The sequence below is a fragment of the Cobetia marina genome (genome assembly GCF_001720485.1).
In the GTDB taxonomy this organism is placed as follows: Bacteria; Pseudomonadota; Gammaproteobacteria; order Pseudomonadales; family Halomonadaceae; genus Cobetia; species Cobetia marina.
Genome location: NZ_CP017114.1, coordinates 2503427 through 2528532, shown reverse-complemented (window position 1 = coordinate 2528532; position 25106 = coordinate 2503427). Strand labels below are relative to the sequence as shown.

Genomic DNA, 25106 nt, shown 5'->3' with positions numbered 1-25106 from the left:
CAACCGTCATCGGCCACCGACTGCTGAGTCTGCTGGTCATGACATCTGCCCATCGGGTGGCCTGAGCGGATCCGGTTGACCCGACAGCCACTGAAAGGCCCGCCTCGAGCATCTCGGGGCGGGCCTTTCCGTGGCTGTTCTACGTGTGGGCAAGGTCAGACCAGCTCGCGGTGCTCCTTGCGAGCGCGACGACTGTCACGCACCACGGCGCCGCAGATCACGGCGAGTACGCCAAGGGCCGCCTGGGCGCTTGTGGCAAGCATCCCGATCAGGTCAGGGACTCGTCGTAATGGCCGACCTTGTCGGTGATGGTGGTGAAGTCAAAGCGCGGCTGGCGGCTGGCGAGACTCCAGGCCGATGCTCAAGCGCTGGAAGATCGCCTGAGTCGCGCCGCTCATCTTCTATGACGTGCGGGCCCGTCTTAAGCGAAATCGTCGCGCCTTCGGCTCAGGACTGGGGGAAGTCCCAGTAAGGCGGGCTACCGAAGTACTCGGAGAAGTAGTCCAGAAACGCCCGGATCTTGGGGGCCAGTTGTCGGGAGCTTGAATAGATCGCCCAGATACCGGTCTCGTTGACCAGCGGTGTCTCGGGCAGCACTTCCACCAGCTCGCCCCTCGCCAGATGACGATAGAGACTCCAGGTCGAGGAGAGGGTGATGCCCAGGCCCGCGGCGCAGGCATCGCGCACCGCTTCGCCATTGTCGGTCCGTATGCGGCCCTTGATGCGTATCACCTCGACGCGATTCTCGTGCTGGAAACTCCATTGATCCATCCCGATCAGCGTCAGGCATTCATGGTGTTTCAGTTCCGCAGGGCGGGTTGGAGTGCCATGGCGCTGCAGGTATTGCGGAGAAGCACACAGGATACGCTTGTCCGGGGCCAGGCGCCGCGCGATCAGACTCGAATCCTTGAGAGCGGAGTTGCGGATCGCGATGTCGAAGCCGCCTTCCACCAGATCGACGATGGTATCCGTCAGGCGCAGATCCAGCTCGAGGTCCGGGTAGCGTGCCAGAAAGCCGGCCAGCCCGGGGATCAGATGCATGCGTCCGAAGGAGGCCGATGCCGTGATGCGCAAGGTGCCGGTGGGGGTGGTGGTGCCGGCACCGACGGCAGCCCGCGCCGCCTCGGCACTGGCCAGCACCTCTTCTGCGTGGGGGAGAAAGGCGCGACCTTCTTCGCTCAGTGCCACATGACGCGTGGTGCGATGCAACAGGCGTACCCCCAGACTGTCCTCGAGCTTGCGCAGGTGAGAGCTGGCGACGGCGGGCGACAGTCCCAGGTCCTCGCCGGCCTGACTGATGCTGTTCACGGCGGCGAGACGGACGAACAGCTTCAGGTGCTCAAGATTCATGTCATCTCCCCCCGAGGCGATGGTGTTGTGGACTGATATTCAACAAAATATAGAAACTGATTGTATCAACTCGCCGTTTATTGTTCATGCCGAAGATAATTACCATGGCATGAACATTCACGCAGGAGTCAGACTCATGAAAGCGATGCTGGTGACGTCATTCGGTGGTCCCGAAGTGTTCGAAGCGGCGGAAATCGCCAAGCCCCAAGCGGCGGCAGGTCAGGTACTGGTGCGCATCGCCGCCACCAGCATCAATACCGTCGACACCATGATTCGCGAGATGGGCGCAGAGCTTCCGCTGTCTCCGGCACTGCCGGCGCTGCTGGGCATGGACTTCGCCGGTACTGTCGAAGCCGTGGGCGAGGACGTCGAAGGCTACGCCATCGGGGATGAAGTCTATGGCTGTGCTGGTGGCCTGGCCGACCTGCCGGGTACGCTGGCCGAGTACATCGCCGCCGATGTTCGCCTGATCGCCCACAAGCCGAAGTCCCTGAGCATGGTGGAAGCCGCGGCGCTGCCGCTGGTCGGCATCACGGCCTATGAAGGCCTCAAGCGCGCCAACATCCAGGCCGGTCAGAAGGTGCTGGTTCACGGTGGTGCGGGGGGTGTGGGTCACATCGCCATCCAGCTGGCCCGTCACTTCGGTGCCGATGTCGCCTCTACCGTCGGTCGTGATGAGCACGAGACGCTGGTCGAAGGCCTGGGGGCCAGTGCCATCAATTACCGCAATGAGCAGGTCGCCGACTATGTGGCCAGGCTCACCGACGGCAAGGGCTTCGACATCGTGTTCGACTCCGTCGGCGGCGCCAACCTGCCGACCTCCTTCGAGGCTGCCGCGCTCAATGGCCATGTCTCGACGACCGTGTCCTTCATGGACATCGATCTGACCACCGCGCACTTCAAGGGCCTGTCACTGCATGTCGTCTTCATGCTGATCCCGATGCTGCATGACTTCCGTCGTCAGGAGCACCACGAGATTCTGGCCGACATGGCGCGTATCGCCGATGCCGGCGCACTCAAGCCGATCATCGATGATCAGGTCTTCCCGCTCGCGGAAGTGGGCCAGGCCCACGCGCGGCTGGGCAGCGGTCAGGCAACCGGCAAGGTCATCGTCGAGGTCTGATACCGTGACCGAAAGCCACATTGGCAGGATCATCCTGACACTGCGCTGGCACAGACAAACGACAGGGTGTGGCCATACGGCACACCCTGTCGTTCGCGTCTCAAGCGTCGTGGGACATATCAAGGAGAGAGCGCATGAAAACCATTCTTATCACCGGTTCCACCGATGGCATCGGCCTGGTCACGGCCAAGGCCCTGCTGGAGCGCGGCCATCGCGTGCTGATCCACGGGCGTAGCGAGCAGAAGGTCAATGGTGTCGTCGCCGAACTTGCGACGCTGGCAGGGGCTGAGCGTGTCGCCGGTTTCGTGGCCGACCTGTCCGACCTGGTCGCCATCGACTCACTGGCAAGCGATGTGCTGGCGGCCAATGCCAGTCTGGATGTCCTGATCAACAATGCCGGTGTCTTCCAGGCACCCAAGGTCGTGACGGCGGACGGTCTCGACCTGCGCTTCGTGGTCAATACCCTTGCTCCCTATCTGCTCACCCAGAAACTGGCGCCGGCACTGCGTCCGGCCGGGCGGGTCGTCAATCTGTCCTCGGCGGCTCAATCCCCCGTGGACGTGAAGGCCCTGACCGGCGAGGTCGCGTTCAACGACCACTACGCGGCCTATGCCCAGAGCAAGCTCGCGATCACCATGTGGACCCGCATGCTTGCCCAGGACTGGGAAGGTCAGGGGCCTATCCTGATCGCGGTCAACCCGGGCTCTCTGCTGGCCAGCAAGATGGTCAAGGAAGGCTTCGGCGTACCGGGCAAGGATCTTGGCATCGGTGCCGATATCCTGGTACGTGCGGCACTGGATGAGGAATTCGCCGGCGCCAATAGTCAGTACTTCGACAACGACGCCCAGCGTTTCGCACCGCCGCACGCCGACGCACTCGATGATGCGCTGTGCCGTCAAGTGGTCGCGACGATGGAGAGAATGCTTGACCGGATTGGCCGCTGAGTGACTCCGACCAGAGGGCAGCGAGCTGGAGTGCCCTGCCTGAAGACGAAACGCCCACCCCGAGAGTCTCGAGGCGGGCGTTTCGTCTTCTGCGCGCGGACCGATCAGACCAGCTCGCGGTGCTCCTTGCGAGCGCGACGACTGTCACGCACCACGGCGCCGCAGATCACGGCGAGTACGCCAAGGGTCAGCAATGGCCAGATGAGGACATAGGTGGCAAACAGGAATGTCATGGGCGTGTGTCTCCTGAAATGTGCAGTAGGAAAGTCCCCGGCGACGCCAAGGGCCGCCGGGGCGCTTGTGGCAAGCATCCCGATCAGGTCAGGGACTCGTCGTAATGGCCGACCTTGTCGGTGATGGTGGTGAAGTCAAAGCGCGGCTGGCGGCTGGCGAGACTCATGATCACGCAGACCAGGGTGCTGGTGCCGTAGGCCGTGAGCGAGGCCAGCAGCACGGTGTAGTCACGCAGTTCGCCGGTCGCGAAGATGACCATGGCCAGCATGGCCAGCACGCCGGCGACCAGTCCGGCGATGCGACCGAGGAAGCCGAAGACCATCAGGCCGATGATGACGCCGCCGCCGATGCTGGCGAGCAGCTCGAAGATCAGCCCACTGATACCCTCCAGCGGCACCCACTCGAAGCGTGCCATGCAGAACACCACCATGGCGACCAGGACGGAACTGGTGAAGGCCAGATTGGTGATGCGATCCCAGAAGCAGCTGGCGATCACCGGGAAGACGATGGCGCCCCAGAGTGCGCCGACGAAGACCAGCATCACCAGAATATCCAGGGAGAAGCTGGCGAAGACGATCCCCAGCACGGTGGCGATGATCATCGTCAGACGACCGACCAGCAACATGCGGCGAGGGTCGGCCTTGCCACGGGCGATGTTCTTGCCGTAGACGTCTGCCATCATGATCGCCGAGAGTGCCGAGAGATCGGAGTCAGCGGTGGAGGACAGCGAGCCGATCACCAGGATGAAGAACAGGGCGATGAAGAAGGGCGGCAGGTACTCCGACACCATCTGCGGAATCAGGTTGTTCATGTCGCCATTGAGCGGCTCGACCCCGAGGGTCAGCGCCATCAGACCGATCATCCCCAGACCGATCACGATGGCACCGTAGCCGACGGTAGCCGTGATGAAGGTCGGCTTGATGTGATCTTCATTGACCGCGAACAGGCGCTGGGAAATCGTCTGATTGCCGATGGCATACGCCAGCACGGCCACGAAGAAGGGCGCCCCCTGATTGAGGATGGCATCAGTCGAGAAGAAGTCGGCCTGTTGCGGCGTGACATGCTTGAGCCCTTCCACCAGCTCCGAAGGGCCACCCATGGCAAAGAACACGGCCGGAATGATGACGATGGCGATGGCCATCAGTGCCACCAGCTGGGCGAAATCCGTCAATACCGAGGCGCGGAAGCCCGACCAGAGCGTATAGCAGAGCACTCCGACCCCCGCCAGGATGACGCCTGTCTGGAAGGACAGCGGCGACAGCACCGAGACAAGCGCACCGGCGGCCGTGAAGTTGACCATCAGGCTGATGATGCTGCCCAGCACGTTGGAGAAGGCCAGAATCAGCTGGCTGCTCGAACCGTGGCGTGCATGGATCAGCTCGCCCAGCGTATGGGCGTTGGGGGCCAGCTTGCGGAAGCGGCGGCCGAAGGGATAGATGAACAGGATCATCAGCGCGCCCCAGAATCCATAGTGGATCGGGCCTGACACGCCATAGGTATAGCCGGAGGTGGCAGCGGCATAGAAGGAGGCGGCCCAGATCCAGGTGGCGGTCATGCTGGCGGCGCCCATGCCGAAGCCGACACGGTGGTTGGACACCATGAACTCGTCAGCATCTTCCTTTTTCTTGCGAATGGTGAGAGTGATCAGGTAGGTACCGCCATAGAAGGCGATCAGCAGGAGAAGAACGGTAATGGTCGAGAATTGATAGAGAGAGTCGTTGTTCAAGTACGGAGCCTCCAATGGATGACAGAACACCTGTTGACCTGAGCAGCGAGCTGTTCAGGAGTGCGGTGATGAGAGTCATGAAAGGAAGGTTCTGAGCCGTCTTGCCTTGAGATGGTTGTCGTGTCCAAGGCGTCTTCGTCTGGTGAACAGGCAGACCCTGTCACACTTGCGAGCTACGAGGTGTCATCACTTTCCAGGGAAGAAAGTGCGGGGTGGCGGGCGTCGTGGCATGCACTTGCCCTCATCAGCGTAATGCTGCGTCATGGATTCCCTCTCTTATCGATAATGTCGAGGTTTCGACAGTCTTTCGAAAATACTGGTGATCCAGTGGGTCGCGAGTCTTGGTGCTTTCGGTGAGCGTTAAGATTGAGTTAATGAAGGCTGCATACCTTAGTGTCTGGTTTGCGACATGTCCACCCTTGACAGATTCCAGCAGATCGCTCTCAGGTATTGCCTGAACTCCAGGTCCATAAAGATGGCGTCATGCCCAGAGGTATCTGGCGTTTTATTGAATCTTCATTCAATATAAATCAAGTGTAATTCTTGGTGTTTCAGGGCGTCAAAGTCTGTCATTTAATGTCATTGAACTGTGTGAATTCCCCTTCTTTTTCTCGTGATGCCTCTCGGATCTTTGAGGGATTTTCTCTGCCTCATCGTGGGGTTTCATATTGATGGATATTCAATGATTTCACGCAAGTGATTGTTTTAAAGGTTGTTTGTCTATTATTGCTCAGCGTTCGGCCAGTTCTCATGAATACTGTGATGACGAGGAGGGCGCGAGAGGAGTACGAAGAGAGGGCGAGAAGAGTGAGAGGAGAGGGCGAGAGGAAAACAAGAAAAAAAGGGAAGGCTGTCTCGACGGTTGTACGCCACCTTGCTGGCCGATGAGTCAAAAAAACCGCCCCCTGAACGGGAGCGGCAAGATGATGTTCTCAGTGCAGAGCACGTCACTGAGGGGCGTCTTCAGCCCGCCGGGCTCAGGATGCGGATATCGCCATCGGCGATCCAGTCACCGGCGTTGTCGCGGAAGCGCTGCATATGTTCGGTCTCACGGTGGGCCTGCAGCGCATCGTGGGATTCCCAGGCTTCTACCACGGTGATGGTGTCGGGGCGTGGGTCGTTGTCCTTGTCGGCGGCGCGCTCGGAGTCCAGGCACGGGTGGTAGGCGTGGCAGCCATCTTCCTCGCGCACGGTGGGCGCGACGGCGCATAGTTCATTGAAGACATCCTGAACGTGACCTTCCTTGGCGGTAATGGTGGCGATTACCCAGATCATCCTGGCTCCTTGTGACGGTGTTGACCGCAGTTGTGGCAGGGATTCTCGTGATGAGATGTCCTGACTATGTGGAGTCGTTTCTGGCCACTGCAAGGGGCGGCGGCTGACTGCCGGCATGATCTCGCGTGATGCGCACACCAAAGCGCCGGACAGCAGGGCTGTCCGGCGCAGTTGTCACCAGGCAATGATCCGTGATCGTGAGGGATCAGGCCGGGAAGGCGATCGATCAGGCCGGGAAGGCGATCGATCAGGACGGGAAGGCGAACTGGGCGCCTTCACGCAGACCGGCGGAAGGCCAGCGCTGGGTGATGGTCTTGCGGCGGGTATAGAAGCGCACCGCGTCCGGGCCGTAGGCGGACAGATCGCCGAACAGCGAGCGCTTCCAGCCACCGAAGCTGTGATAGGCGACCGGCACCGGCAGCGGCACATTGATGCCGACCATGCCGACCTGGATGTGATCACTGAAGTAGCGAGCGGCTTCGCCATCTCGGGTATAGATGCAGGTGCCGTTGCCGTATTCGTGATCATTGATCAGCCGCATGGCGGCTTCCATCGAATCGGCGCGCACGACCAGCAGCACCGGGCCGAAGATCTCTTCCTGATAGCAGGTCATCTCCGGGGTGACGCCATCGATCAGGGTGCCGCCGACGAAGAAGCCGTTCTCGCCGCCTTCGACCTGCGGATTGCGGCCATCGACCACCACCTTTGCGCCTTGCTGCTCGGCGCTATCGATGTAGCCCACCACCTTGTCGCGATGCGCCGCGGTGATCAGCGGGCCGAAATCATTGCCCTTGTCGCTGTAGATACCGACCTTAAGGCCTTCCATCTGCTGCTTCATCTGCGCGATCAGCTTGTCGGCGGCGTCATCGCCCACGGCCACCGCGACGGACAGCGCCATGCAGCGCTCACCGGAGGAGCCGAAGGCGGCGCCATTCAGTGAGTTGGCCACGTATTCCATGTCGGCGTCCGGCATCACGATGGCGTGGTTCTTGGCGCCACCGAGGGCCTGACAGCGCTTGCCGTTGGCGGCGGCGCGGCTGTAGATGTACTCGGCGATCGGCGTGGAGCCCACGAAGCTGACCGCCTGGATGCGCGGGTCATCCAGCAGCGTATCGACGGCTTCCTTGTCGCCATTGACGACATTCATGACGCCGGCCGGCAGGCCAGCCTCCATCAGCAGCTCGGCGATGAACAGCGTGGAGGTCGGGTCGCGCTCGGAGGGCTTGAGGACGAAGGTGTTGCCGCAGGCGATCGCCATCGGGTACATCCACAGCGGCACCATGGCCGGGAAGTTGAACGGCGTGATGCCGGCAACGACGCCCAGTGGCTGGAATTCGCTCCAGGAGTCGATGCCCGGGCCGGTATTGCGGCTGTGCTCACCCTTGAGCAGTTCCGGGGCGCTGCAGGCATATTCGACATTCTCGATGCCGCGCTGGAGTTCCCCCAGCGCATCGTGACAGATCTTGCCGTGTTCCTGGCCGATCAGGCGGGCGATCTCGTCGGCGTGCTCTTCCAGCAGCTGCTTGAAGCGGAACATCACTCGGGCGCGCTTGATCGGCGGCGTGTTGCGCCATTCCGGGAAGGCGGCGGCGGCGGCCGCGATGGCTTCCTCGACGGTCGCCTTGCTGGCCAGGCGCACCTGACCGCCGACCTCACCGGTGGAGGGATTGAAGATGTCCTGGGTACGGCCTTCGCTGTGATCGAGGTTGCCGTTGATGAGGTGACCGAGCGTTTTCATTGTTGTGGGCTCCATGAAATGACTTGCAAGAAAAAGGGCAGTGATGGGGCTGGCGTCGATCGCCAGTCCGAACGTGATTGTCAGCCCTGAACGTGATTGTCAGTCTTAAGCGTCGATCATCAGTCCTGTGCGGCGAAGGCATCGCCCAGGGCATTGATCAGACGGTCCAGTTCATCGTGCTCGGTGATGAACGGCAGGCCCAGCTGGATGGTGTCGCCGCCGTAACGCACATAGAAGCCGGCCTTCCAGCAATGCATGGCGATCTCGTAGGGACGCCGCGCCGGCTCGCCGGGATAGGCCTCGACCTGCAGAGCACCGGCCAGGCCGTAGTTGCGGATGTCACTGATGTAGCGAGTGCCCTTGAGCTCGTGCAGCTTCTTCTCGAAGACCGGGCTCAGTTCACGGACACGGGGGATGAGCTGGTCATTCTCGAGCACGTCGAGGGCCGCCAGTGCCGCGGCACACGCCACCGGGTGACCGGAGTAGGTGTAGCCGTGGGGAATCTCCATCATGTAATCGGCGCCGCCGTTGTCCATGAAGGTCTGGTAGATATCGCCCTTGACGACCACTGCACCCATCGGCACTGCGCCATTGGTAAGCTGCTTGGCGACATTGAGGATGTCCGGTGTGACACCGAATTCCTCGGCGCCGCTCATGGCGCCCATGCGCCCGAAGCCGGTGATGACCTCATCGAAGATCAACAGGATATCGTGCTGGTCACACAGCTCGCGCAGTCGCTTGAGATAGCCCACAGGCGGCGGCAGCACGCCGGCGGAGCCTGCCATCGGCTCGACGATGACGGCCGCGATGTTGGAGGCATCATGCAGCGCGATCAGCTCCAGCAGCTCATCGGCGCGCTCGGAACCGGTCTGGGGCATGCCGGGGGTGAAGACATTTTCCTTGAGCAGGGTATGCGGTAGATGGTCGGCATCGACCCCCTGGCCATAGAGCGTGCGGTTGGCGCCGATGCCGCCGACGCTGAAGCCCCCGAAGTTGACGCCGTGATAGCCCTTGCTGCGACCGATCAGCTTGGTCTTGGTCGGCTTGCCTTTCTTGCGCCAGTAGGCGCGCGCGATCTTCAGTGAGGTATCGGCGCTTTCGGAACCTGAGCCGGTGAAGAAGACGTGATCCAGCCCCTCGGGCATCAGTCCCGTGATGCGATGTGCCAGCTCGAAGGCCTTGGGGTGGCCGTACTGGAAGGATGGCGCGTAATCCAGCTCGCGCAGCTGTGCGCTGACCGCTTCGGCGATCTCCGGGCGGCAATGGCCGGCACCGCAGGTCCAGAGACCCGACAGGCCATCGAATATCTGGCGTCCCCGGGAATCCGTGAAGTAGGCACCCTGCGCCTTGGTGATGATGCGTGGGTCCTGCTTGAACTGCCGATTGGCCGTGTAGGGCATCCAGTAGGCGTCAAGTTGTTCCTTGCTCAATCCTGCCTGGGCGGAAGGGGATGTGTCGAAGGCGGTCATGATGTCTCCCGAAGAGTGCTGTTGTTGTTGGATCTCGGCTCCTGTCTGGCTAGATTAGAAAGCCCTTTTGATAAGATAAATGCCGTTGTCTTTATCTTCAGGAAAGCATTTACTTAACTTTCCATGTCGTGGAACTCAGGAGGGCAGACCATGCGCAAGGACGGCATGAGAGGACAGCTTGGCGATGCCGATCTGCGCTTGCTGCGCATCTTTCGCAAGGTGGTGGAATGCGGCGGCTTCTCGGCGGCCGAGATCGAGCTCAACATCAGTCGCTCCGCCATCAGCATGGCGATGAGTGACCTGGAGACGCGGCTTGGCCTCAAGCTCTGCCAGCGGGGTCGCAGTGGTTTCGCGCTCACCAATGAGGGAAGAGACGTCCATGAAGCCGCGATGCAGATGCTGGCAGCGGCGGAAGGCTTTCGCACGCGCATCAACGGACTGCACGCCTGGCTCAAGGGCGAGCTGAACATCGGCATCACCGACAACCTGGTCACCATGCCGGAGATGCACATCACTCACGCCCTGAGCGCGCTCAAGAAGCACGGCCCGGAAGTGAAGATCAACATCCGCATGATCCCGCCCAATGAGATCGAGCGCGCCGTACTGGATGGGCGATTGCATACCGGCGTGATCCCGACGCTCAAGACGCTGCCGGGACTCGAGTATCGCTCGCTCTACGAGGAAACCTCCTGCCTTTACTGCGCGCGGGGTCATGTGCTGTTTCGCGAGCCCCGGGAAGGCGACACTCGCGCGCGCGGTCGTCCGGTGGGGCAGGAGGAAATACGCCAGCATGATGCCGTGCTGCCTGCCTACGCGCAGACGCCCACGATCAAGGCGCTGCATGAGCCACTCAGGGCATCCGCCTCGGCGACCGACCGCGAGGGCATCGCCTTTCTGGTGCTCTCCGGGCGTTATCTCGGCTATCTGCCCACCCACTATGCCGAGCGCTGGGTGCGCGATGGCCAGATGCAGGCGCTCAGCCCGGTGGCCAACTCCTATGTCACCTATTACAGCGCCATCACGCGCAAGAGCCGCGCGCCCAACCTGGTGCTGGAGCGTTATCTGACCGAGCTGGACGCCCTGCGCCAGGTGACACCGACACGGAAAGCGCCATCTACCCAGGAGGGCCGGTCATGAACCAGCACCAGGGGAAGTGGGCCATCCAGGGGCGGGGAGACTGTCGGGGTCATCAGGCGCGGTGAAGCGGATGACCTATTCGTTGTCGTCGTAGTGAATGATCGACAGCAGCTGAATCGGGACCTCGTTCAACTTCTCGGGGCCATGCGGAACGCCGGCATCGAAGGCCAGGCTGTCGCCGGGGCCCATCTCATAGAACTTGTCACCGTGGCGATAGGTGAGATGTCCTGACAGCAGGTAGATGAATTCATGTCCGGCATGGCAGAAGTTGGGGAAGACTTCGCTGGCATCATCCATGGTGATCAGGAAGGGTTCGTAGCGCTTCTTGGGGCCCTGCTTGTAGCTCAACAGTTGATAGGCATGGCCGACTTCCGTGCCGGTGCGTACCACCTGCATGCCTTGCCCGGCCTTGATGTGCTGGGCACCACGCCCATTGACATCGTAATCGCTGAACAGCTTCGAGATCGGCAGACTCAAGGCATTGCACAGCTTGTTGAGGGTATCGAGGCTGGTGGACACCTGGGCGTTCTCCACCTTGCTGATCATGCCCTGACTGACACCGGCGATACGCGAGACATCGGAAATCTTGTAGCCCTGCGAGACTCGCTGCTGCTTGAGCGCGCGCGCAATGTGCTGCTCAAGTCCCAGGCGCGTCTCGTCGGCTGCCGCGGTGATGGTCTCTTTCACCTCGGACTGCGCGGCAGGTTCTGCGGTCAGCGACGCGGTTTTCGTCTCAGTCGCTTTCGTGTCCGGCGCTGTCGGTTGAGGTGTGTCGGAGGAATGGGAGGATTCTCGCGGCATGGATAACTCCTGTGGCGGAGGGGGATGCGATAGGGATGAGCAGGCGGGACAAGAAACGCGTCCTTGTGGGAGTCATTGCGCGTCACCCGCGTGCGGATATCGGGTGAGATTATCAAGTTTACCGCCACCCCTCATCCACGTTGGTGGCCAGTCCTCGCGGCAAGCATGCCTCAGCCTGACTCCATGGCAGTGATGCAAGAGGCCTCCTCGACGCCATGCCGAGGAGGCCTCTCAGGTTTCACGCTATCCAGCATCGCGCGATTCGCGCTGTTGCCTCGGGGCTTTGGCTATTGCCTCGAGGTTGTGGCGCGCGATCAGCCGCGCGCCAGTCGCTTGGCCTTTTCCGGGTCATCGAAGGGCAGGGAATGACTGATGGCCGAGAGGCTGGTCTCGCCGTCAGTGCCGGTCTTGAGGGTCAGCGGGGTGCCATGCTCGGCATAGCCGGGTTCGAGACGTGCCAGCGCCATGGAGCGATCGCTCAGGCGCGAGTACATGCCCTGGGTGATGACACCGACGCACTTGCCGTCGGCGTAGATCTTGTCACCGATCTGGGCGACGTCTTTCGAGTCCAACAGCACGCCATAGACCTTGACGCGCTCCTTGCCCTGCAGCGCGAAGTGTTCGCTGGCGCCACGGAATTCGGTCTTGCCCGGTGAGACGGTGAAGTCCAGGCCCAGCTCCCACAGGGTGTCGCCCACCGGCTGGTCGGGATACGGGTAGGTTTCGGAATTGTCCGCCGGGTAGAACAGCAGGTGGCTCTCGACCCGCAGCCAGTCAAGGGTGCCGAAGCTGCACGGCTTGATGCCCATGTCGGCGCCATCTTCGAGAATCTGTTCCCACAGAGAGGGAGCGTCCTTGGCCTTGCAGAAGATCTCGTAGCCCCGCTCGCCGGTGTAGCCGGTGCGCGAGATCATCACGTGGTAGCCGAACAGCTGGGTCTGCAGATGGTGGAAGTAACGCAGCTCACGGATGCCCGGCACGTGACGCTCAAGGAAATCCACCGCGACCGGCCCCTGCAGTGACATGTCATGCATGTCGTCATCGAAGGTCAGGCTGACGGCACGCCCCAGGGCACTCTTGGCCAGCATTTCATTCGCGGTGCCCGTGCCGTGCACCACGAGATAGGAGTTCGGCGCCAGGCAATAGACGATGCAGTCGTCGACGAACTTGCCGGCCTCATTCAAGACGCTGGCGTACACCGATTTGCCCGGATACAGCTTGGACATGTCCCGCGTGGTGACGTAATCCAGCACGGCCTGAGCGTGCGGGCCGTTGCAGTGGATCTTCTTGAGCCCCGAGACATCCATCAGACCGGCGCGGGTGCGGATGGTCTCGTGGTCATCGGCCGTGTCCGAGACGGCGTAATTCCAGGCAGTGCCCATGCCATTCCAGTCTTCCAGCTCCGCGCCCAGCTTGCGGTGTTGTTCGGCCAATGCCGAGATGCGCCATGAATTCGCCATGCGTCCCTTTCTCCTGTGAGTCGTGCTGCCTAGCGTAAGTGGGTGGTGCCGTAGTCCTGCTGGTGCTGGCGGAGATGGCGCGCAAGACGCGCATTCGCCGCAGGAGGTGTTGTTGTTCTGTTGCCTCTTCAGGCGCCTCTTCAGGCGCTTCACAAGGACTTGTGCCTGCTGCTTGCCTTGCCTGATCGCATGAGTGTCGATTCTTGAAAGGAAAGAAACATTCCTCATGGTTAAGCAAGGGGCTTGCCAATTCCGTCAAAGGCCATGGACACGGCAATCCTTGAGCGGGTCAGGCGCTGATTGGCAGCACGAATTCGGGCGTGAATATCAGCGCTTTGCGTCATGCTGGTGCGAAGAGGGGGCTTTGGGCACCGAAATGATGCCTATTTCGAGAAACGGGCAGGATTTCACTCAGGATCACCTGGCGTTTTATGTGGGGTAAAACGAGCTCGGAAAATAAATTCCCATGCAAAACATGAGGTTGATGAAAAGTTCTGGGCGGCAGCTGGCGAAATGGCATGCTGCATGCTTTTCTTTGAGGGAAATAAAGTTGACCAGCAGGAATCACAAAAACTCGTTTCATCCGCTATCTTGGCGTGGCGTGTCACCACAAGGGGTCAGGTTTCCCGGGGTGGCAGACAGTGTCGAGGGAGATGGAACCCGGTCCGCTCTCAGAGGAAACCCAGATGTCACCCGAAAAGGCGCAACAGTTCATCAAGGATCACGATATTCGCTACTTGCTGGCGCAGTTCGTGGATATTCATGGCGCTGCCAAGACCAAGTCCGTGCCGGCCAATTGCCTGATGGATGTGGTCGAGAAGGGCGCCGGCTTTGCCGGCTTCGCCGTCAGTGGTCTCGGCATGTCGCCGGAGGGGCCGGACTTCATGGCGCGTGGCGATCTGGACTCGCTGTGCCTGGTGCCGTGGCAGCCGGGCTATGCGCGCATGGCCTGTGATGGCTACGTCAATGGGCAACCGTTCGCCAACGACAGCCGTGTGGTACTGCTCAAGCAGCTGGAGCGCATGAAGGAGAAGGGCTGGACACTCAATAGCGGGCTGGAGCCGGAATTCTCACTGTTCCGCCGGGGGGAAGCGGGTGAGCTGTTGCCGGTGGATGAGAGCGATACCCTCGCCAAGCCCTGCTACGACTACAAGGGCCTGTCACGTTCGCGTGAATTCCTCGAGCGTCTGGTCGAATCGCTGCAGGCGGTGGACTTCGACGTCTATCAGATCGATCACGAGGACGCCAATGGCCAGTTCGAGATCAACTACACCTACAGCGATGCGCTGACCTCGGCAGACCGCTTCACCTTCGTGCGCATGGCTGCCGGCGAGATCGCCAATGACCTGGGCATGGTGTGCTCCTTCATGCCCAAGCCGCTGGCGGACCGCCCGGGCAACGGCATGCACTTCCACCTGTCCGTGTGTGATGACACCGGCCGCAATCTGTTTGGCGATGACTCCGATTCCCAGGGCATGGGCCTGTCGCCGCTGGCGTATCACTTCCTCGGCGGTCTGCTGGCGCATGCCCCGGCGCTGTGTGCCTTTGCCGCGCCGACCGTCAATTCCTACAAGCGTCTGGTCGGGGGTGGCAGCACCAGCGGCGCGACCTGGGCGCCGGTCTTCGTCGCCTACGGGGACAACAACCGCTCGGCCATGGTGCGCGTGCCCTACGGTCGCCTCGAGTTCCGCCTGCCGGACGCCGGCTGCAACCCCTATCTCGTGCACGCCGCCATCATCGCGGCGGGGCTGGATGGCGTGGCGCGCAAGCTGGACCCGGGCACGCCCCACAACATCAATCTCTACTCGCTGACCCCGAGCGAATGCGCCGAGAAGGGCATCGAGACGCTGCCGCAGAATCTGGCCCTGGCCATCGATGCGCTCGAGGCGGACAGCATTCTGCGCGAGAGCCTGGGCGAGGGGATCTGCGCCGAGTTCATGCGCCTCAAGCGCGAGGAATGGCGGGATTACAACGCGCACGTCAGTGCTTGGGAAGTCCAGCGCTACGCCGAATTCTTCTGATCTCATCCGGCGGCGCTCGCGGACCTCGCGGATCATGTCAGACGAGGGTCGCCACTGTCACCACCACGCTCAAGACACCAGGCAGGAGACGCCTCCTGCCCGTGAGAGGACATCACCATGTGTGGAATCGTAGGGCTTTATCTCAAGAACCCGGCGCTGGAATCGCGCCTGGGGGAGCTGTTCGAGCCGATGTTGATCGCGATGACCGATCGCGGCCCGGACAGCGCTGGCTTCGCCATCTATGGCGACGAATTTGACGCTGGCATCAAGCTGACGCTGCAAAGCGATGGTGTCGATGAGGATTGGGAGGCGATCGCCAAGGGCCTGGGCGAGCAGGTCGGCACGGTGGCGGACTGGTTCAGCAATGCCAGTGTCGCGGTATTCAAGATCGCCGGGGAAGAGAGCGCCGTGCGTAGCTGGCTTGCCGACAGTGCCCCGCAGATTCGCGTATTGAGCGTGGGGCAGAGCATCGAAATCCTCAAGGCAGTGGGCCTGCCGGCCCATATCGCCAGCCTCTATGGCCTCAAGGGCATGCAGGGCAGCCACATCATCGGCCATACCCGCATGGCGACCGAAAGCGCCGTGACCCTGCAGGGCAGCCACCCGTTCTCCACCGGGCGTGATCTGTGCCTGGTCCACAATGGCTCGCTGTCCAACCACAACTGGCTGCGCACCAAGCTCAAGCGTGAGGGCATCAGCTTCGAGACCGACAACGATTCCGAAGTCGCCGCTGGCTACCTGACCTGGCGTCTGGAGCAGGGCGACAGCCTGGAAGCCGCGATCACCGGCGCCCTGAAGGACCTTGATGGCTTCTTCACCTTCACCATTGGCACCCGTGATGGCTTCGCCGTGGTGCGTGACCCGATCGCCTGCAAGCCTGCCGTGATCGCCGAGACCGATGATTACGTGGCCATGGCCTCGGAATACCGCGCCCTGGCCAGTCTGCCGGGCATCAAGGATGCCCGCGTGTGGGAGCCGGAACCCGGCCGCCTGTATCTGTGGGAAAAAGACACCGCCCGTTCGGAGGCCGCGTAATGATGAAGACTCACGATCTGGCCGTTGATGGGCTGCGCGAATTGAACCAGGCCTTGCACGATGCCGACACCCTGAAGGACGCGCGTGAGTGGCGAGTGGTCAATTCCGACGGCGCCCACAACATCGCCTGCGGCATCAATGACGCTATCAGTGTCGATATCGATGGCCACGCGGGCTACTACTGTGCGGGCATGAATCAGAAGGCCAGCGTCACCATCCACGGCAACACCGGGGTCGGGGTGGCGGAAAACATGATGTCCGGCTGCGTGCGGGTCAAGGGCGATGCTTCCCAGTCCGCGGGCGCGACCGCCCACGGCGGCCTGCTGATCATCGAAGGCAACGCCTCGGCGCGCTGCGGCATCTCGATGAAGGGCGTGGATATCGTCGTCAAGGGCAACATCGGGGCCATGAGTGCCTTCATGGGCCAGGCGGGGCGCATGGTGGTCTGCGGCGACGCCGGCGAAGGACTCGGCGATTCGCTCTATGAAGCGCGACTCTACGTGAAGGGCACGGTCGCATCGCTGGGCGCGGACTGCATCGCCAAGGACATGCGTGCCGAGCACCTGGAAGAACTGGCGGAGTTGCTGGCGAGTGCCGGAATCGATGAAGACCCGGCCAGCTTCACGCGTTATGGATCTGCGCGTCAGCTCTATCACTTCAAGGTCGACAACGCCTCAGCCTACTGATCAGGATGCCCAACATGACTGACGAAACTCAAACACAGCCTTACAACCCGGCACTGCGGGAATCCGCCACCTTCGGCCGCGATGTCATCCATGAGATCCAGCGCGCGGCGGAGACGGGAATCTACGATATCCGTGGCTGGGGCGCCAAGCGCAAGGTGCCGCATTTCGATGACCTGCTGTTCCTCGGCGCCAGCATGTCGCGCTATCCGCTGGAAGGCTATCGCGAGAAGTGCGAGACCGAAGTCGTGCTCGGCACGCGCCATGCCAAGAAGCCGGTCGTGATCAGCACGCCGGTGACCATCGCCGGCATGAGCTTCGGTGCCCTGTCCGCCCAGGCCAAGGAAGCGCTGGGGCGTGGTGCCTCGGAAATCGGCACCTCCACCACTACCGGCGATGGCGGCATGACCCCGGAGGAGCGCGGCCAGTCCTCGCGCCTCGTCTATCAGTATCTGCCGTCACGTTATGGCATGAACCCGGACGACCTGCGCAAGGCCGACGCAATTGAAGTCGTGCTCGGCCAGGGCGCCAAGCCCGGCGGTGGCGGCATGCTGCTGGGCCAGAAGATTTCCGAGCGGGTCGCGGGCATGCGTACGCTGCCGCAGGGCATTGACCAGCGCAGCGCCTGTCGCCACCCGGACTGGACCGGCCCGGATGACCTGGCGATCAAGATTGCCGAACTGCGTGAGATCACCGACTGGCAGGTGCCGATCTACGTCAAGATCGGCGCGACCCGCACCTACTATGACGTCAAGCTGGCGGTGAAGGCGGGCGCGGATGTCATCGTGCTGGATGGCATGCAGGGCGGCACCGCCGCCACCCAGGATGTCTTCATCGAACACGTCGGTATCCCGACCATGGCCGCCATCCCCCAGGCCACTCAGGCACTGCAGGAGATGGGCCTGCACCGTGAGGTGCAGCTGATCGTCTCCGGTGGGATTCGCAATGGCGCCGATGTGGCCAAGGCGATCGCGCTGGGTGCCGATGCCGTGGCCATCGGTACTGCCGCCTTGATTGCGCTGGGCGACAACCATCCGCGCTATGCCGATGAGTATCAGAAGCTGGGGTCCGCCGCCGGTTTCTATGACGACTTCCAGGATGGCAAGTGTCCGGCCGGTATCTCCACCCAGGACCCGGAGCTGAGCCAGCGACTGGACCCGATCGCAGCCGGCAAGCGTCTGGCCAACTACCTGCGCGTGCTGACGCTGGAAGCCCAGACCCTGGCACGTGCCTGTGGCAAATCGCACCTGCACCACCTGGAACCGGAAGATCTGGTCGCCCTGAACGTGGAAGCCGCGGCCATGGCCCGGGTGCCTCTGGCGGGCACCAACTGGGTGCCGGGGCAGGGCGGATACTGATGGCACGATCTCTATCGTGCGTGTGCCATTGCGCATGAGAGCGATCGTGCATGGCTGCCATTGCGCATGATTGTCATGGCAAAGCTGCGAAGCCTTTTGTCAGCAAGCTCGCCGCAATGTTGTCCAGGCAAAATGTCGCAATGACAAGAACTCTGCTCCGGTTGATGTAGAAAAATATGACCTGACGATATTGAGTTATCAAAGCGCCTCACCCTTCGGTGAGGCGCTTTCTTTTGTGGTGAGTGCAATCAAGGAAAAAGGCCAATATCATGCAAGCGAAAATGCATAATAATGCTGGTGGTGGAGAGCATGTAGTGTCGTGTGGATCGTGAGGTCATGATTCTCCCAGGATAAAGTTTTTCCATTCTTTCAGCATCTTGAAGATATTGAATGAGAAATATGTCAGGCGTAGCGATTGGCTTATGAGGTGAGATTGGATCAGGGCAATAATGGTGAATAAAAGCCGTTATTCACGAGTTTTGCGCTCTGTTTTGGTGCGTGAGTTCCTCTATTGATTGTTCATATGTGAAGTGGGGTTTTCAGACGATTTTGCCGGGTATATTGGGGAATGATTTTGCCGTCAATGGCACGAAATATGCTCAAGAAATGGAGTGGTAGTCGGATGCGCGTCATCGTCAAGACGGCGGCATTACAACAAGGACAATTTCTCAGAGCAGGGTCGTGTCATGAAAAGCCCGCAATCATCCTCTGTCACTGCCGGGATTCGAAGTCGGCAACACTATCCACGCATCGAGGCGCTGCCCGATGCCCAACGCTATCTGGTGGCATGCCAGTCTCCCGAGAGCCTGCCAGGCACTGGAGAGGCGGCGGGCAACGCCCGTCAGCAACTGCAGATGCATTGTCAGCTGATCAGTACGCTGCTGGGGCAGCTCGGTAGCCGCGAGGTGGGAGGCGCCGTGCAATCCGCTCCGGCAACAGAGGCGTTGCCCACGGGGCCCGCCGACAGCGCCCGCCTGCATCGCTGGTACGACGTCGATGATCGCCCCCTGGCCTGCGATGCGCTGGCGGGTGCCATCGGCGAGGTAGGCGCGGCGGGGTGTCTGGTCATCATCGGCAGTGAGCATTTCGTGTGGCAGGTCGCCAATCTGGCTCAGCTGCAGGGGCTGTTGCTGGATGACATGGTGATGCTGCCGGTCGCTGCCCTGGGGCGGCATGTGTTCTGCGTGCACTGTCAGCAGGTCAGTGAGCATGTCATCCACTCGCCGGCGGCCTGCGATGGCTGCGGCTTGATGCTGGAAGTGCGTGATCATTTTTCCAAGCGCCTCGGTGCCTACATGGGCGTGCGAATCGATGCGGAAGCCCCGGGAGAGATCCCCCCACAGGAGGAGGTGGCACCATGTCTCGCTTCATGAAGGCGCGGGTCGCCGCGGTCGATCAGCTCAGCAGCAGCGTGCGCCGTCTCACTCTGGTGCCTGCCGATGAGGCTTCCCCCTTCACGCCGTTCTCGCCGGGCAGTCATGTGGTGCTGGGCATTCCAGGAGAAGGGCGGGTGTGTCGCAACGCCTACTCATTGATCAGCCCGCCGGATGATCCCTCGCAGTACTGCATCGCGGTGCGTCGTCAGCCGGTCTCGCGTGGCGGCTCCGAAGCCATCCATTCCCGCGTCAAGGTCGGCGACGAGCTGGAGCTCAGCCCGCCGGCCAACCTCTTTCTGCCGCACTGGCAGGCGCGCCATCACCTGATGCTGGCAGGCGGCATCGGCATCACGCCGTTTCTCTCCTACCTGCCGGAACTGGAGAGGCGTGGCGCCAGCTGGGAGCTGCACCTGCGCAGCCAGGACCTCGACGTCGCCCGCTTCCCGGAGGCCGCGCCCTATCTGGCGAGTGGCAACATCACCCAGCACCGTCTCGAGCGTCCGAATCTCAAGGCCCTGCTGGCGCGTCAGCCCGCCGGCACGCACGTCTACCTCTGCGGCCCGCAGGCCATGATCGATGCCGTGAAGGACGCGGCGCGCGAGTTGCACTGGAGTCTCGCGCGCATCCATCACGAGGTCTTTGCCGCCCCGGAGCCGGGGACTCCCTTCATGGCCGTGGCGCGTGGCAGCGGCGTGGAAGTGGCGGTCGGTGCCCAGGAATCCCTGCTGGAAGCGCTGGAGCGCAGCGGTGTCGAGGTGACGAGCCTGTGTCGCGGCGGGGTCTGCGGACAGTGTCGGGTCGAGATGCTGGAGGGGGAGGCGGAACACCGTGACGCCTTCCTCGATGAACAGGAGCGGGCCAGTCAGCGCTGCGTGATGCCCTGCGTTTCCCGGGCACGCAGCCAGCGGCTGGTGCTGGATCTCTGAAACCGTCTTTCGCGAGATGGACCCCCAAGGAGCAGGAACATGCAATTTTCCCCGCGAGATGACCAGGCGTTCCATGGTCAGTTCACCTTCAAGAATTCCGACTACGCCATCCAGCGTTTTCCCTTCCCGTTCCCGGAAGATGAGTACCGTTACTCGGTCAATATCGAGCCACATGTCTTGCCGGGCAAGCCGGGTTCCATCACCGAGCACATGCTGGATATCGATGAGCATTATCTGAGCGAGATCGCCGAGCGTGAGCGGGTGCTGGCCAAGGACCCCAGACGCTGCCTGGTGATGCCACACATGCAGCCGGCAGCCTGGGACTTCCTGGAATTCGTGATGACGCACTACGCCCGGGACTATCCCGAGGCCTTCAGTTTCGAGCGCGACGGCGATGACTGCGTGTGGCGCAACCATCTGCTGGAGCTGGAACAGAGCTTCCGCATGGGCGATGACGCCAGCCTGCCACTGCCGCCACTGGACTATATCGGCCGGCAGATGCAGGGCGATATCGCGCTGCTCGACCAGCGCGACGGTGACCTCTTCATGGACGCCGGCATGATCACCTGTCCGGCGGACTGGTCACTGGCCTTCGATGCCGGCATGAGCTTCAAGCAGTGGCATGGTCCGGTGCCGCTGGCGCATGAGATGGGCGTGTTCGATCGCGCGCTCAAATACCTGTGCGCCATCCAGGTCGGCGGGCCGGTGCGACGCCTCAACTGGACCATGACCATCCATCCGCGCATGGACAGCTCCCCGGAGACCTATGCCGAGTGGGGCAGTGATCGCACCACCATCACCGCCGAAAACGCCGGTCGTGATGTGCATCTGCGCGTCGAGCTGCAGACGCTGGTGCGCATGCCGCGCAGTCATGCGCTGTTCTTCGGTATCCGCACCTATCTGATCAGCCTCGAGGACCTGTGTACCAACCCGGTCTGGCAGACGCGTCTGCTGAAGGTGCTCAAGACCCTGCCGGCGGAGCTGATCGACTACAAGGGGCTGACGCGCTATCTGCCCAGCGTGCTCGAGTGGCTGGAAGCCCGCGAGGCAAGCGTTGCGGCCAAGGCCAATGCCGAGGCGACGGCGCAGGCAGCGGTTTAGACCACGCTCTCGGCAAACCGCTCTCGGCGCCGAGGGCGTGATAGGGAATGGATCGCAAGCCGCTGACGAAAGCGCTTGCGAATAACAACAAAGGGGAAACGCTGGTGAATATCGATGTGCTGCAACTCAGCTACGCGCTGGATACGTTCTACTTCCTGATGTGTACCGCGCTGGTCATGTTCATGGCCTGCGGCTTCGCGATGCTGGAATCCGGGCTGGTGCGCTCCAAGAATACCGTCGAGATCCTGACCAAGAATGCGCTGCTCTATGGCATCGCCTGTCTGGTGTTCCTGGTGGTGGGCTACAACGTGATGTATCCCGGTGACAACGCCATCAGCAGCGTGATTCCGGGGCTGTCGTTCATGCTCGGCGCTGACAATACCCTCAGCGACATCAGTGCTGGCGAAGGGGCGGCCTATTACTCCAGCATGGCGGACTTCATCTTCCAGGCGGTGTTTGCCGCCGCGACCATGTCCATCGTCTCGGGGGCCGTGGCGGAACGCATGCGCCTGTGGCCGTTTCTGATCTTCGCGGTGGTGATGGTCGCGGTCATCTATCCGGTGGAAGGCTACTGGAAGTGGGGCGGCGGTTTCCTGGATGCGATGGGCTATCAGGACTTCGCAGGCTCGGTGGTCGTGCACATGGCGGGCGCGGCGGCGGCATTGGCGGCGGTGCTGCTGGTCGGTCCGCGTAAGGGGCGCTACGGCGTGGACGGCAAGGTACGTGCCATTCCGGGTGCCAATCTGCCGATCGCCATGCTGGGCATGTTCATCCTGTGGATGGGCTGGTTCGGCTTCAATGGCGGCTCGATGCTCAAGATCGCCAGTCTCGATGATGCCAACAGCGTGGCGCGTATCTTCGTCAACACCAATGCCGCGGCCTCTGCGGGCATGGTGGCCGCGGCACTGCTGTCACGCGCCATGTTCGGCAAGACTGACATGACGATGGTGATGAATGGCGCGCTGGCCGGTCTGGTCTCGATCACCGCCGAGCCGTTGCTGCCGTCTGCCGGCCTTGCGGTGCTGGTCGGTGCGGTAGGCGGCATCATCGTGGTGCTGTCGGTGGTGGGACTGGACCGTCTCAAGATCGATGACCCGGTCGGTGCCATCTCCGTACACGGCTCCGCCGGCCTGTGGGGCATCATGGCAGTGCTGTTCTCCAATCCGGACGCCGCGTTCGGTACCCAGATCCTGGGCACGCTGATCATCTTCGCCTGGATGTTCGGCGCAAGCTTGGTGGCGCTGCTGGTGATCAAGAAGGTCTGTGGTGGCCTGCGTGTCAGCGAGGAAGAGGAACTGGAAGGCATGGACATGCACGAATGTGGCATGGGGGCCTACCCGGAATTCGTGAACATGTCCTCCCCGTCACAGGGAGAAAGCACTGCGTCCGGGCATGCCGGCAAGGCGAGCGCTGCAGTTCCGGCTGCGGTGCTCAAGGGGGCGGCGCGTTGAGTCTGCCCCCCAAGTGCTGGATTCCCCGAGTGAGGTGAGTCCTGTCAGCGTGTGATACGAGAAGGCCCGCCAATTGGCGGGCCTTCTCGTGTTCCAGGGGGAGCGGAAGGGGAAAGGGTGGGCAAGGGACAGGGAAAGGAGGGGGGAAACAAGCGGGAAACAAGAGAGATGATGAAAGTCCCGGGATGAACAAGCAGCGACCAGACGGAAACTGCCTGTCAGCGGCGGTGCAGGCCACCCAGCTCATGATTGATATGGCGGGCGCAGTCCATCAGCGCGCCGCGCAACAGCAGACGCCGGCGCTCGTCGGCCATCATCGCATCGGGGCCCGAGATATTGATGGCGCCCACCAGATGGCCGGTGTGGTCGTACAGTCCCGTGGCGATGGCGGTGGCGTAGTCGGAACGACTTTCCACCCATCCCTGGCGGCGAGCCTCCTCGATGGCATCCTTCAATGCCGGCAGGTTCTGGGGCGCCGGCGGTGGGTAGTCATCCAGGCGGATCTGGCGGTAGAGCTGCTGCAGTTCATCCTCGCCCAGCACCGTGAGCAGGATGCGCCCCATGGCGCTGACATGACACGGCAGACGGGAACCGATGGGGATGTTGACCGACATGCGCTGTGCGGCGAAGGCGCGGTAGAGATAGATGGCATCCGTGCCCTCACGAACGCTCAGGTGGCACGACATGGTGGTCTGGTCGCGCAGGGTGTCCAGGTGGGGTGCCACTACCTCGACCAGGTCACGACTGGCCAGATAGCTGAAGCCCAGCGAGATGACCTGTGGCCCCAGTTCATAGGTGTTGCGAGCGATCTTCTTGAGATAGCCCATGTCGGTGAGGGTGATGACGATACGATAGATGGCCGAATTGGTGGTGCCCAGTTCCTCGGCGAAGTCATTGGTGGTCAGCACCTTGCGCCTGCTGCTGAACATCTCGAGGATTCTCAGCCCGCGAAACAGTGCCGGCACGGTGTAATCATTCTCGCGAGCAGGCGCGGTCGAGAGCGATGGGTCATCGGTCACGACATCCTGCCCGGAAGGGAGCGAGGCGTGGGAATCGGGCATACCTGGTTCCTTTTGCTGCGTATGGCGAGCCGTAGGTGAAACGCAGTCTCCCCGTCGCTGCCTGGAACTCAGACGACGACGGGGAGCGGGTGACAACGTGAGAGGCATGCGCGAGCGGATGCCAAGGTTGCGTCGCAATCGCTAGCCGTGATGATGGGCCAGTAGGGCAGCGGCTGTCACGGTCTGCCCCGAGTATTCGCGCATGGCATCGAGCATGACGCCCCACTGATAGTGGCTGGAGGCGATGTCGAACAGCAGGTGGAAGCAGGGGCACTGATGGCTTCCCACGTTGACGATGATCGCGTTGGTGCGTGCCACTGACGTCTGCGCGACGCTCCCGGGCGGGAAGGCCTCACTGCGCAGGTCCACCCCGCACAGCTTGGCCATCAGCGTCGGTACGCTGGTGCCACTCAGGCTGAACCAGGCGTGGGAATCCCGCCGTGGCAGGGAATGCACGCGCCTGCCCTGGGCCAGTGCGTCATCCGCCTGCGCGATGAGCGGCAGCTCGGCCACGCCCGCATCGGGGGTGATGGTCGGCGTCAGTTGCAGAAACTCACCCACTGACAGCCTGACCAGCCAGCTGCCATCCGTCTGGAGCCTTGCCGTATTGGGCGTATCCGGCACCGTGAAGCCCAGCGCGCCCAGCCAGTCGGCGGCCTCGCGGCCGCGAAGACCTGCGCGTCCCAAGGCGCTCATGTCGGCGAGCGCGCAGTGGCTGATGGCCGTCGCCATGTCACTTGATGCGTCGGTTGTCGACGCGCCAGTGAGGCTTGCCGGCAATGCACAGCGCGCCAACGCCGTGGCGCCATCCAGGTGGTCCGTCATTGATGTCGTCAT

General features: G+C 62.0%; 21 protein-coding genes. 11 read left to right on the top strand and 10 right to left on the bottom strand.

The genetic code is table 11. From position 1 onward, the window contains the following. Positions 1-447 precede the first annotated feature (447 nt). Positions 448-1350 carry a LysR family transcriptional regulator gene (locus BFX80_RS10675; RefSeq protein WP_084208856.1) on the bottom strand — a complete coding sequence of 301 codons (903 nt, stop codon included), beginning with the start codon at positions 1348-1350 and terminating at the stop codon, positions 448-450. 136 nt (positions 1351-1486) lie between these two features. Here BFX80_RS10675 and BFX80_RS10670 point away from each other — a divergent pair, with 136 nt between their 5' ends. Both BFX80_RS10670 and BFX80_RS10665 read left to right on the top strand, forming a co-directional pair. Then, positions 1487-2473, top strand: a complete 987-nt coding sequence (locus BFX80_RS10670) for a zinc-dependent alcohol dehydrogenase family protein (RefSeq protein ID WP_084208855.1) — start codon at positions 1487-1489, stop codon at positions 2471-2473. Positions 2474-2607: 134 nt separating this feature from the next. Continuing rightward, positions 2608-3417 carry an SDR family NAD(P)-dependent oxidoreductase gene (locus tag BFX80_RS10665; protein ID WP_084208854.1) on the top strand — a complete coding sequence of 270 codons (810 nt, stop codon included), beginning with the start codon at positions 2608-2610 and terminating at the stop codon, positions 3415-3417. Between the two features lie 104 nt (positions 3418-3521). On the opposite strand, the gene BFX80_RS18135 is transcribed toward BFX80_RS10665, so the two are convergent. The 5 genes from BFX80_RS18135 to BFX80_RS10645 all read right to left on the bottom strand — a co-directional run bounded on the left by BFX80_RS18135 (position 3522) and on the right by BFX80_RS10645 (position 9859). Further along, positions 3522-3650: a putative transporter small subunit gene (locus BFX80_RS18135; protein ID WP_218015038.1), complete on the bottom strand. Its 129-nt coding sequence runs from the start codon at positions 3648-3650 to the stop codon at positions 3522-3524. 83 nt (positions 3651-3733) lie between these two features. Further along, complete coding sequence (locus BFX80_RS10660; RefSeq protein ID WP_084209745.1) at positions 3734-5377, bottom strand: sodium:solute symporter family protein; 1644 nt, start codon at positions 5375-5377, stop codon at positions 3734-3736. A 963-nt stretch (positions 5378-6340) separates the two neighbouring features. After that, entirely contained in the window at positions 6341-6652 is a 312-nt protein-coding gene (locus BFX80_RS10655) for a putative quinol monooxygenase (RefSeq protein WP_164850337.1), read from the bottom strand. A 247-nt stretch (positions 6653-6899) separates the two neighbouring features. Then, positions 6900-8390 (bottom strand): CoA-acylating methylmalonate-semialdehyde dehydrogenase, encoded by a 1491-nt coding sequence (locus tag BFX80_RS10650; protein ID WP_084208852.1) that lies wholly within the window; start codon positions 8388-8390, stop codon positions 6900-6902. 119 nt (positions 8391-8509) lie between these two features. Further along, complete coding sequence (locus BFX80_RS10645; protein ID WP_084208851.1) at positions 8510-9859, bottom strand: aspartate aminotransferase family protein; 1350 nt, start codon at positions 9857-9859, stop codon at positions 8510-8512. 150 nt (positions 9860-10009) lie between these two features. On the opposite strand from BFX80_RS10645, the gene BFX80_RS10640 reads away from it, so the two are divergent. Next, positions 10010-10996, top strand: coding sequence for a LysR family transcriptional regulator (locus BFX80_RS10640; RefSeq protein WP_084208850.1), 987 nt, complete (start codon positions 10010-10012; stop codon positions 10994-10996). A gap of 75 nt (positions 10997-11071) precedes the next feature. On the opposite strand, the gene BFX80_RS10635 is transcribed toward BFX80_RS10640, so the two are convergent. Both BFX80_RS10635 and BFX80_RS10630 read right to left on the bottom strand, forming a co-directional pair. Beyond that, the gene (locus BFX80_RS10635) at positions 11072-11797 is read right to left on the bottom strand and encodes a helix-turn-helix domain-containing protein (RefSeq protein ID WP_084208849.1); all 726 of its coding nucleotides are present in this window, start codon (positions 11795-11797) and stop codon (positions 11072-11074) included. Positions 11798-12111: 314 nt separating this feature from the next. Then, positions 12112-13257 (bottom strand): aminomethyltransferase family protein, encoded by a 1146-nt coding sequence (locus BFX80_RS10630; RefSeq protein ID WP_084208848.1) that lies wholly within the window; start codon positions 13255-13257, stop codon positions 12112-12114. A gap of 686 nt (positions 13258-13943) precedes the next feature. Here BFX80_RS10630 and glnT point away from each other — a divergent pair. The 8 genes from glnT to amt all read left to right on the top strand — a co-directional run bounded on the left by glnT (position 13944) and on the right by amt (position 23208). Continuing rightward, positions 13944-15278, top strand: coding sequence for a type III glutamate--ammonia ligase (gene glnT, locus BFX80_RS10620; RefSeq protein ID WP_084208846.1), 1335 nt, complete (start codon positions 13944-13946; stop codon positions 15276-15278). A gap of 117 nt (positions 15279-15395) precedes the next feature. Next, positions 15396-16313, top strand: a complete 918-nt coding sequence (locus BFX80_RS10615; RefSeq protein WP_084208845.1) for a class II glutamine amidotransferase — start codon at positions 15396-15398, stop codon at positions 16311-16313. Further along, on the top strand, positions 16313-16999 hold the full coding sequence (locus BFX80_RS10610; protein WP_240499541.1) for a GltB/FmdC/FwdC-like GXGXG domain-containing protein: 687 nt from the start codon (positions 16313-16315) through the stop codon (positions 16997-16999). The genes BFX80_RS10615 and BFX80_RS10610 overlap by 1 nt, the downstream gene beginning before the upstream one ends. A 14-nt stretch (positions 17000-17013) precedes the next feature. After that, positions 17014-18354: an FMN-binding glutamate synthase family protein gene (locus BFX80_RS10605; RefSeq protein ID WP_084208844.1), complete on the top strand. Its 1341-nt coding sequence runs from the start codon at positions 17014-17016 to the stop codon at positions 18352-18354. Between the two features lie 686 nt (positions 18355-19040). Next, positions 19041-19727, top strand: a complete 687-nt coding sequence (locus tag BFX80_RS10600; protein ID WP_084208843.1) for a dimethylamine monooxygenase subunit DmmA family protein — start codon at positions 19041-19043, stop codon at positions 19725-19727. Further along, positions 19712-20656, top strand: coding sequence for a PDR/VanB family oxidoreductase (locus BFX80_RS10595; protein ID WP_084208842.1), 945 nt, complete (start codon positions 19712-19714; stop codon positions 20654-20656). Before BFX80_RS10600 ends, BFX80_RS10595 begins: the two co-directional genes overlap by 16 nt. Before the next feature lie 39 nt (positions 20657-20695). Continuing rightward, a complete protein-coding gene (locus tag BFX80_RS10590; RefSeq protein ID WP_084208841.1) occupies positions 20696-21757 on the top strand; it encodes a heme-dependent oxidative N-demethylase family protein in 1062 nt (353 codons plus the stop codon). 158 nt (positions 21758-21915) lie between these two features. After that, complete coding sequence (gene amt / locus BFX80_RS10585; RefSeq protein ID WP_394327517.1) at positions 21916-23208, top strand: ammonium transporter; 1293 nt, start codon at positions 21916-21918, stop codon at positions 23206-23208. 218 nt (positions 23209-23426) lie between these two features. Here amt and BFX80_RS10580 read toward each other — a convergent pair whose 3' ends face one another. Next, complete coding sequence (locus BFX80_RS10580; protein ID WP_084208839.1) at positions 23427-24269, bottom strand: IclR family transcriptional regulator; 843 nt, start codon at positions 24267-24269, stop codon at positions 23427-23429. A 141-nt stretch (positions 24270-24410) separates the two neighbouring features. Continuing rightward, positions 24411-25106: an aminomethyltransferase family protein gene (locus BFX80_RS10575; protein WP_205632698.1), complete on the bottom strand. Its 696-nt coding sequence runs from the start codon at positions 25104-25106 to the stop codon at positions 24411-24413.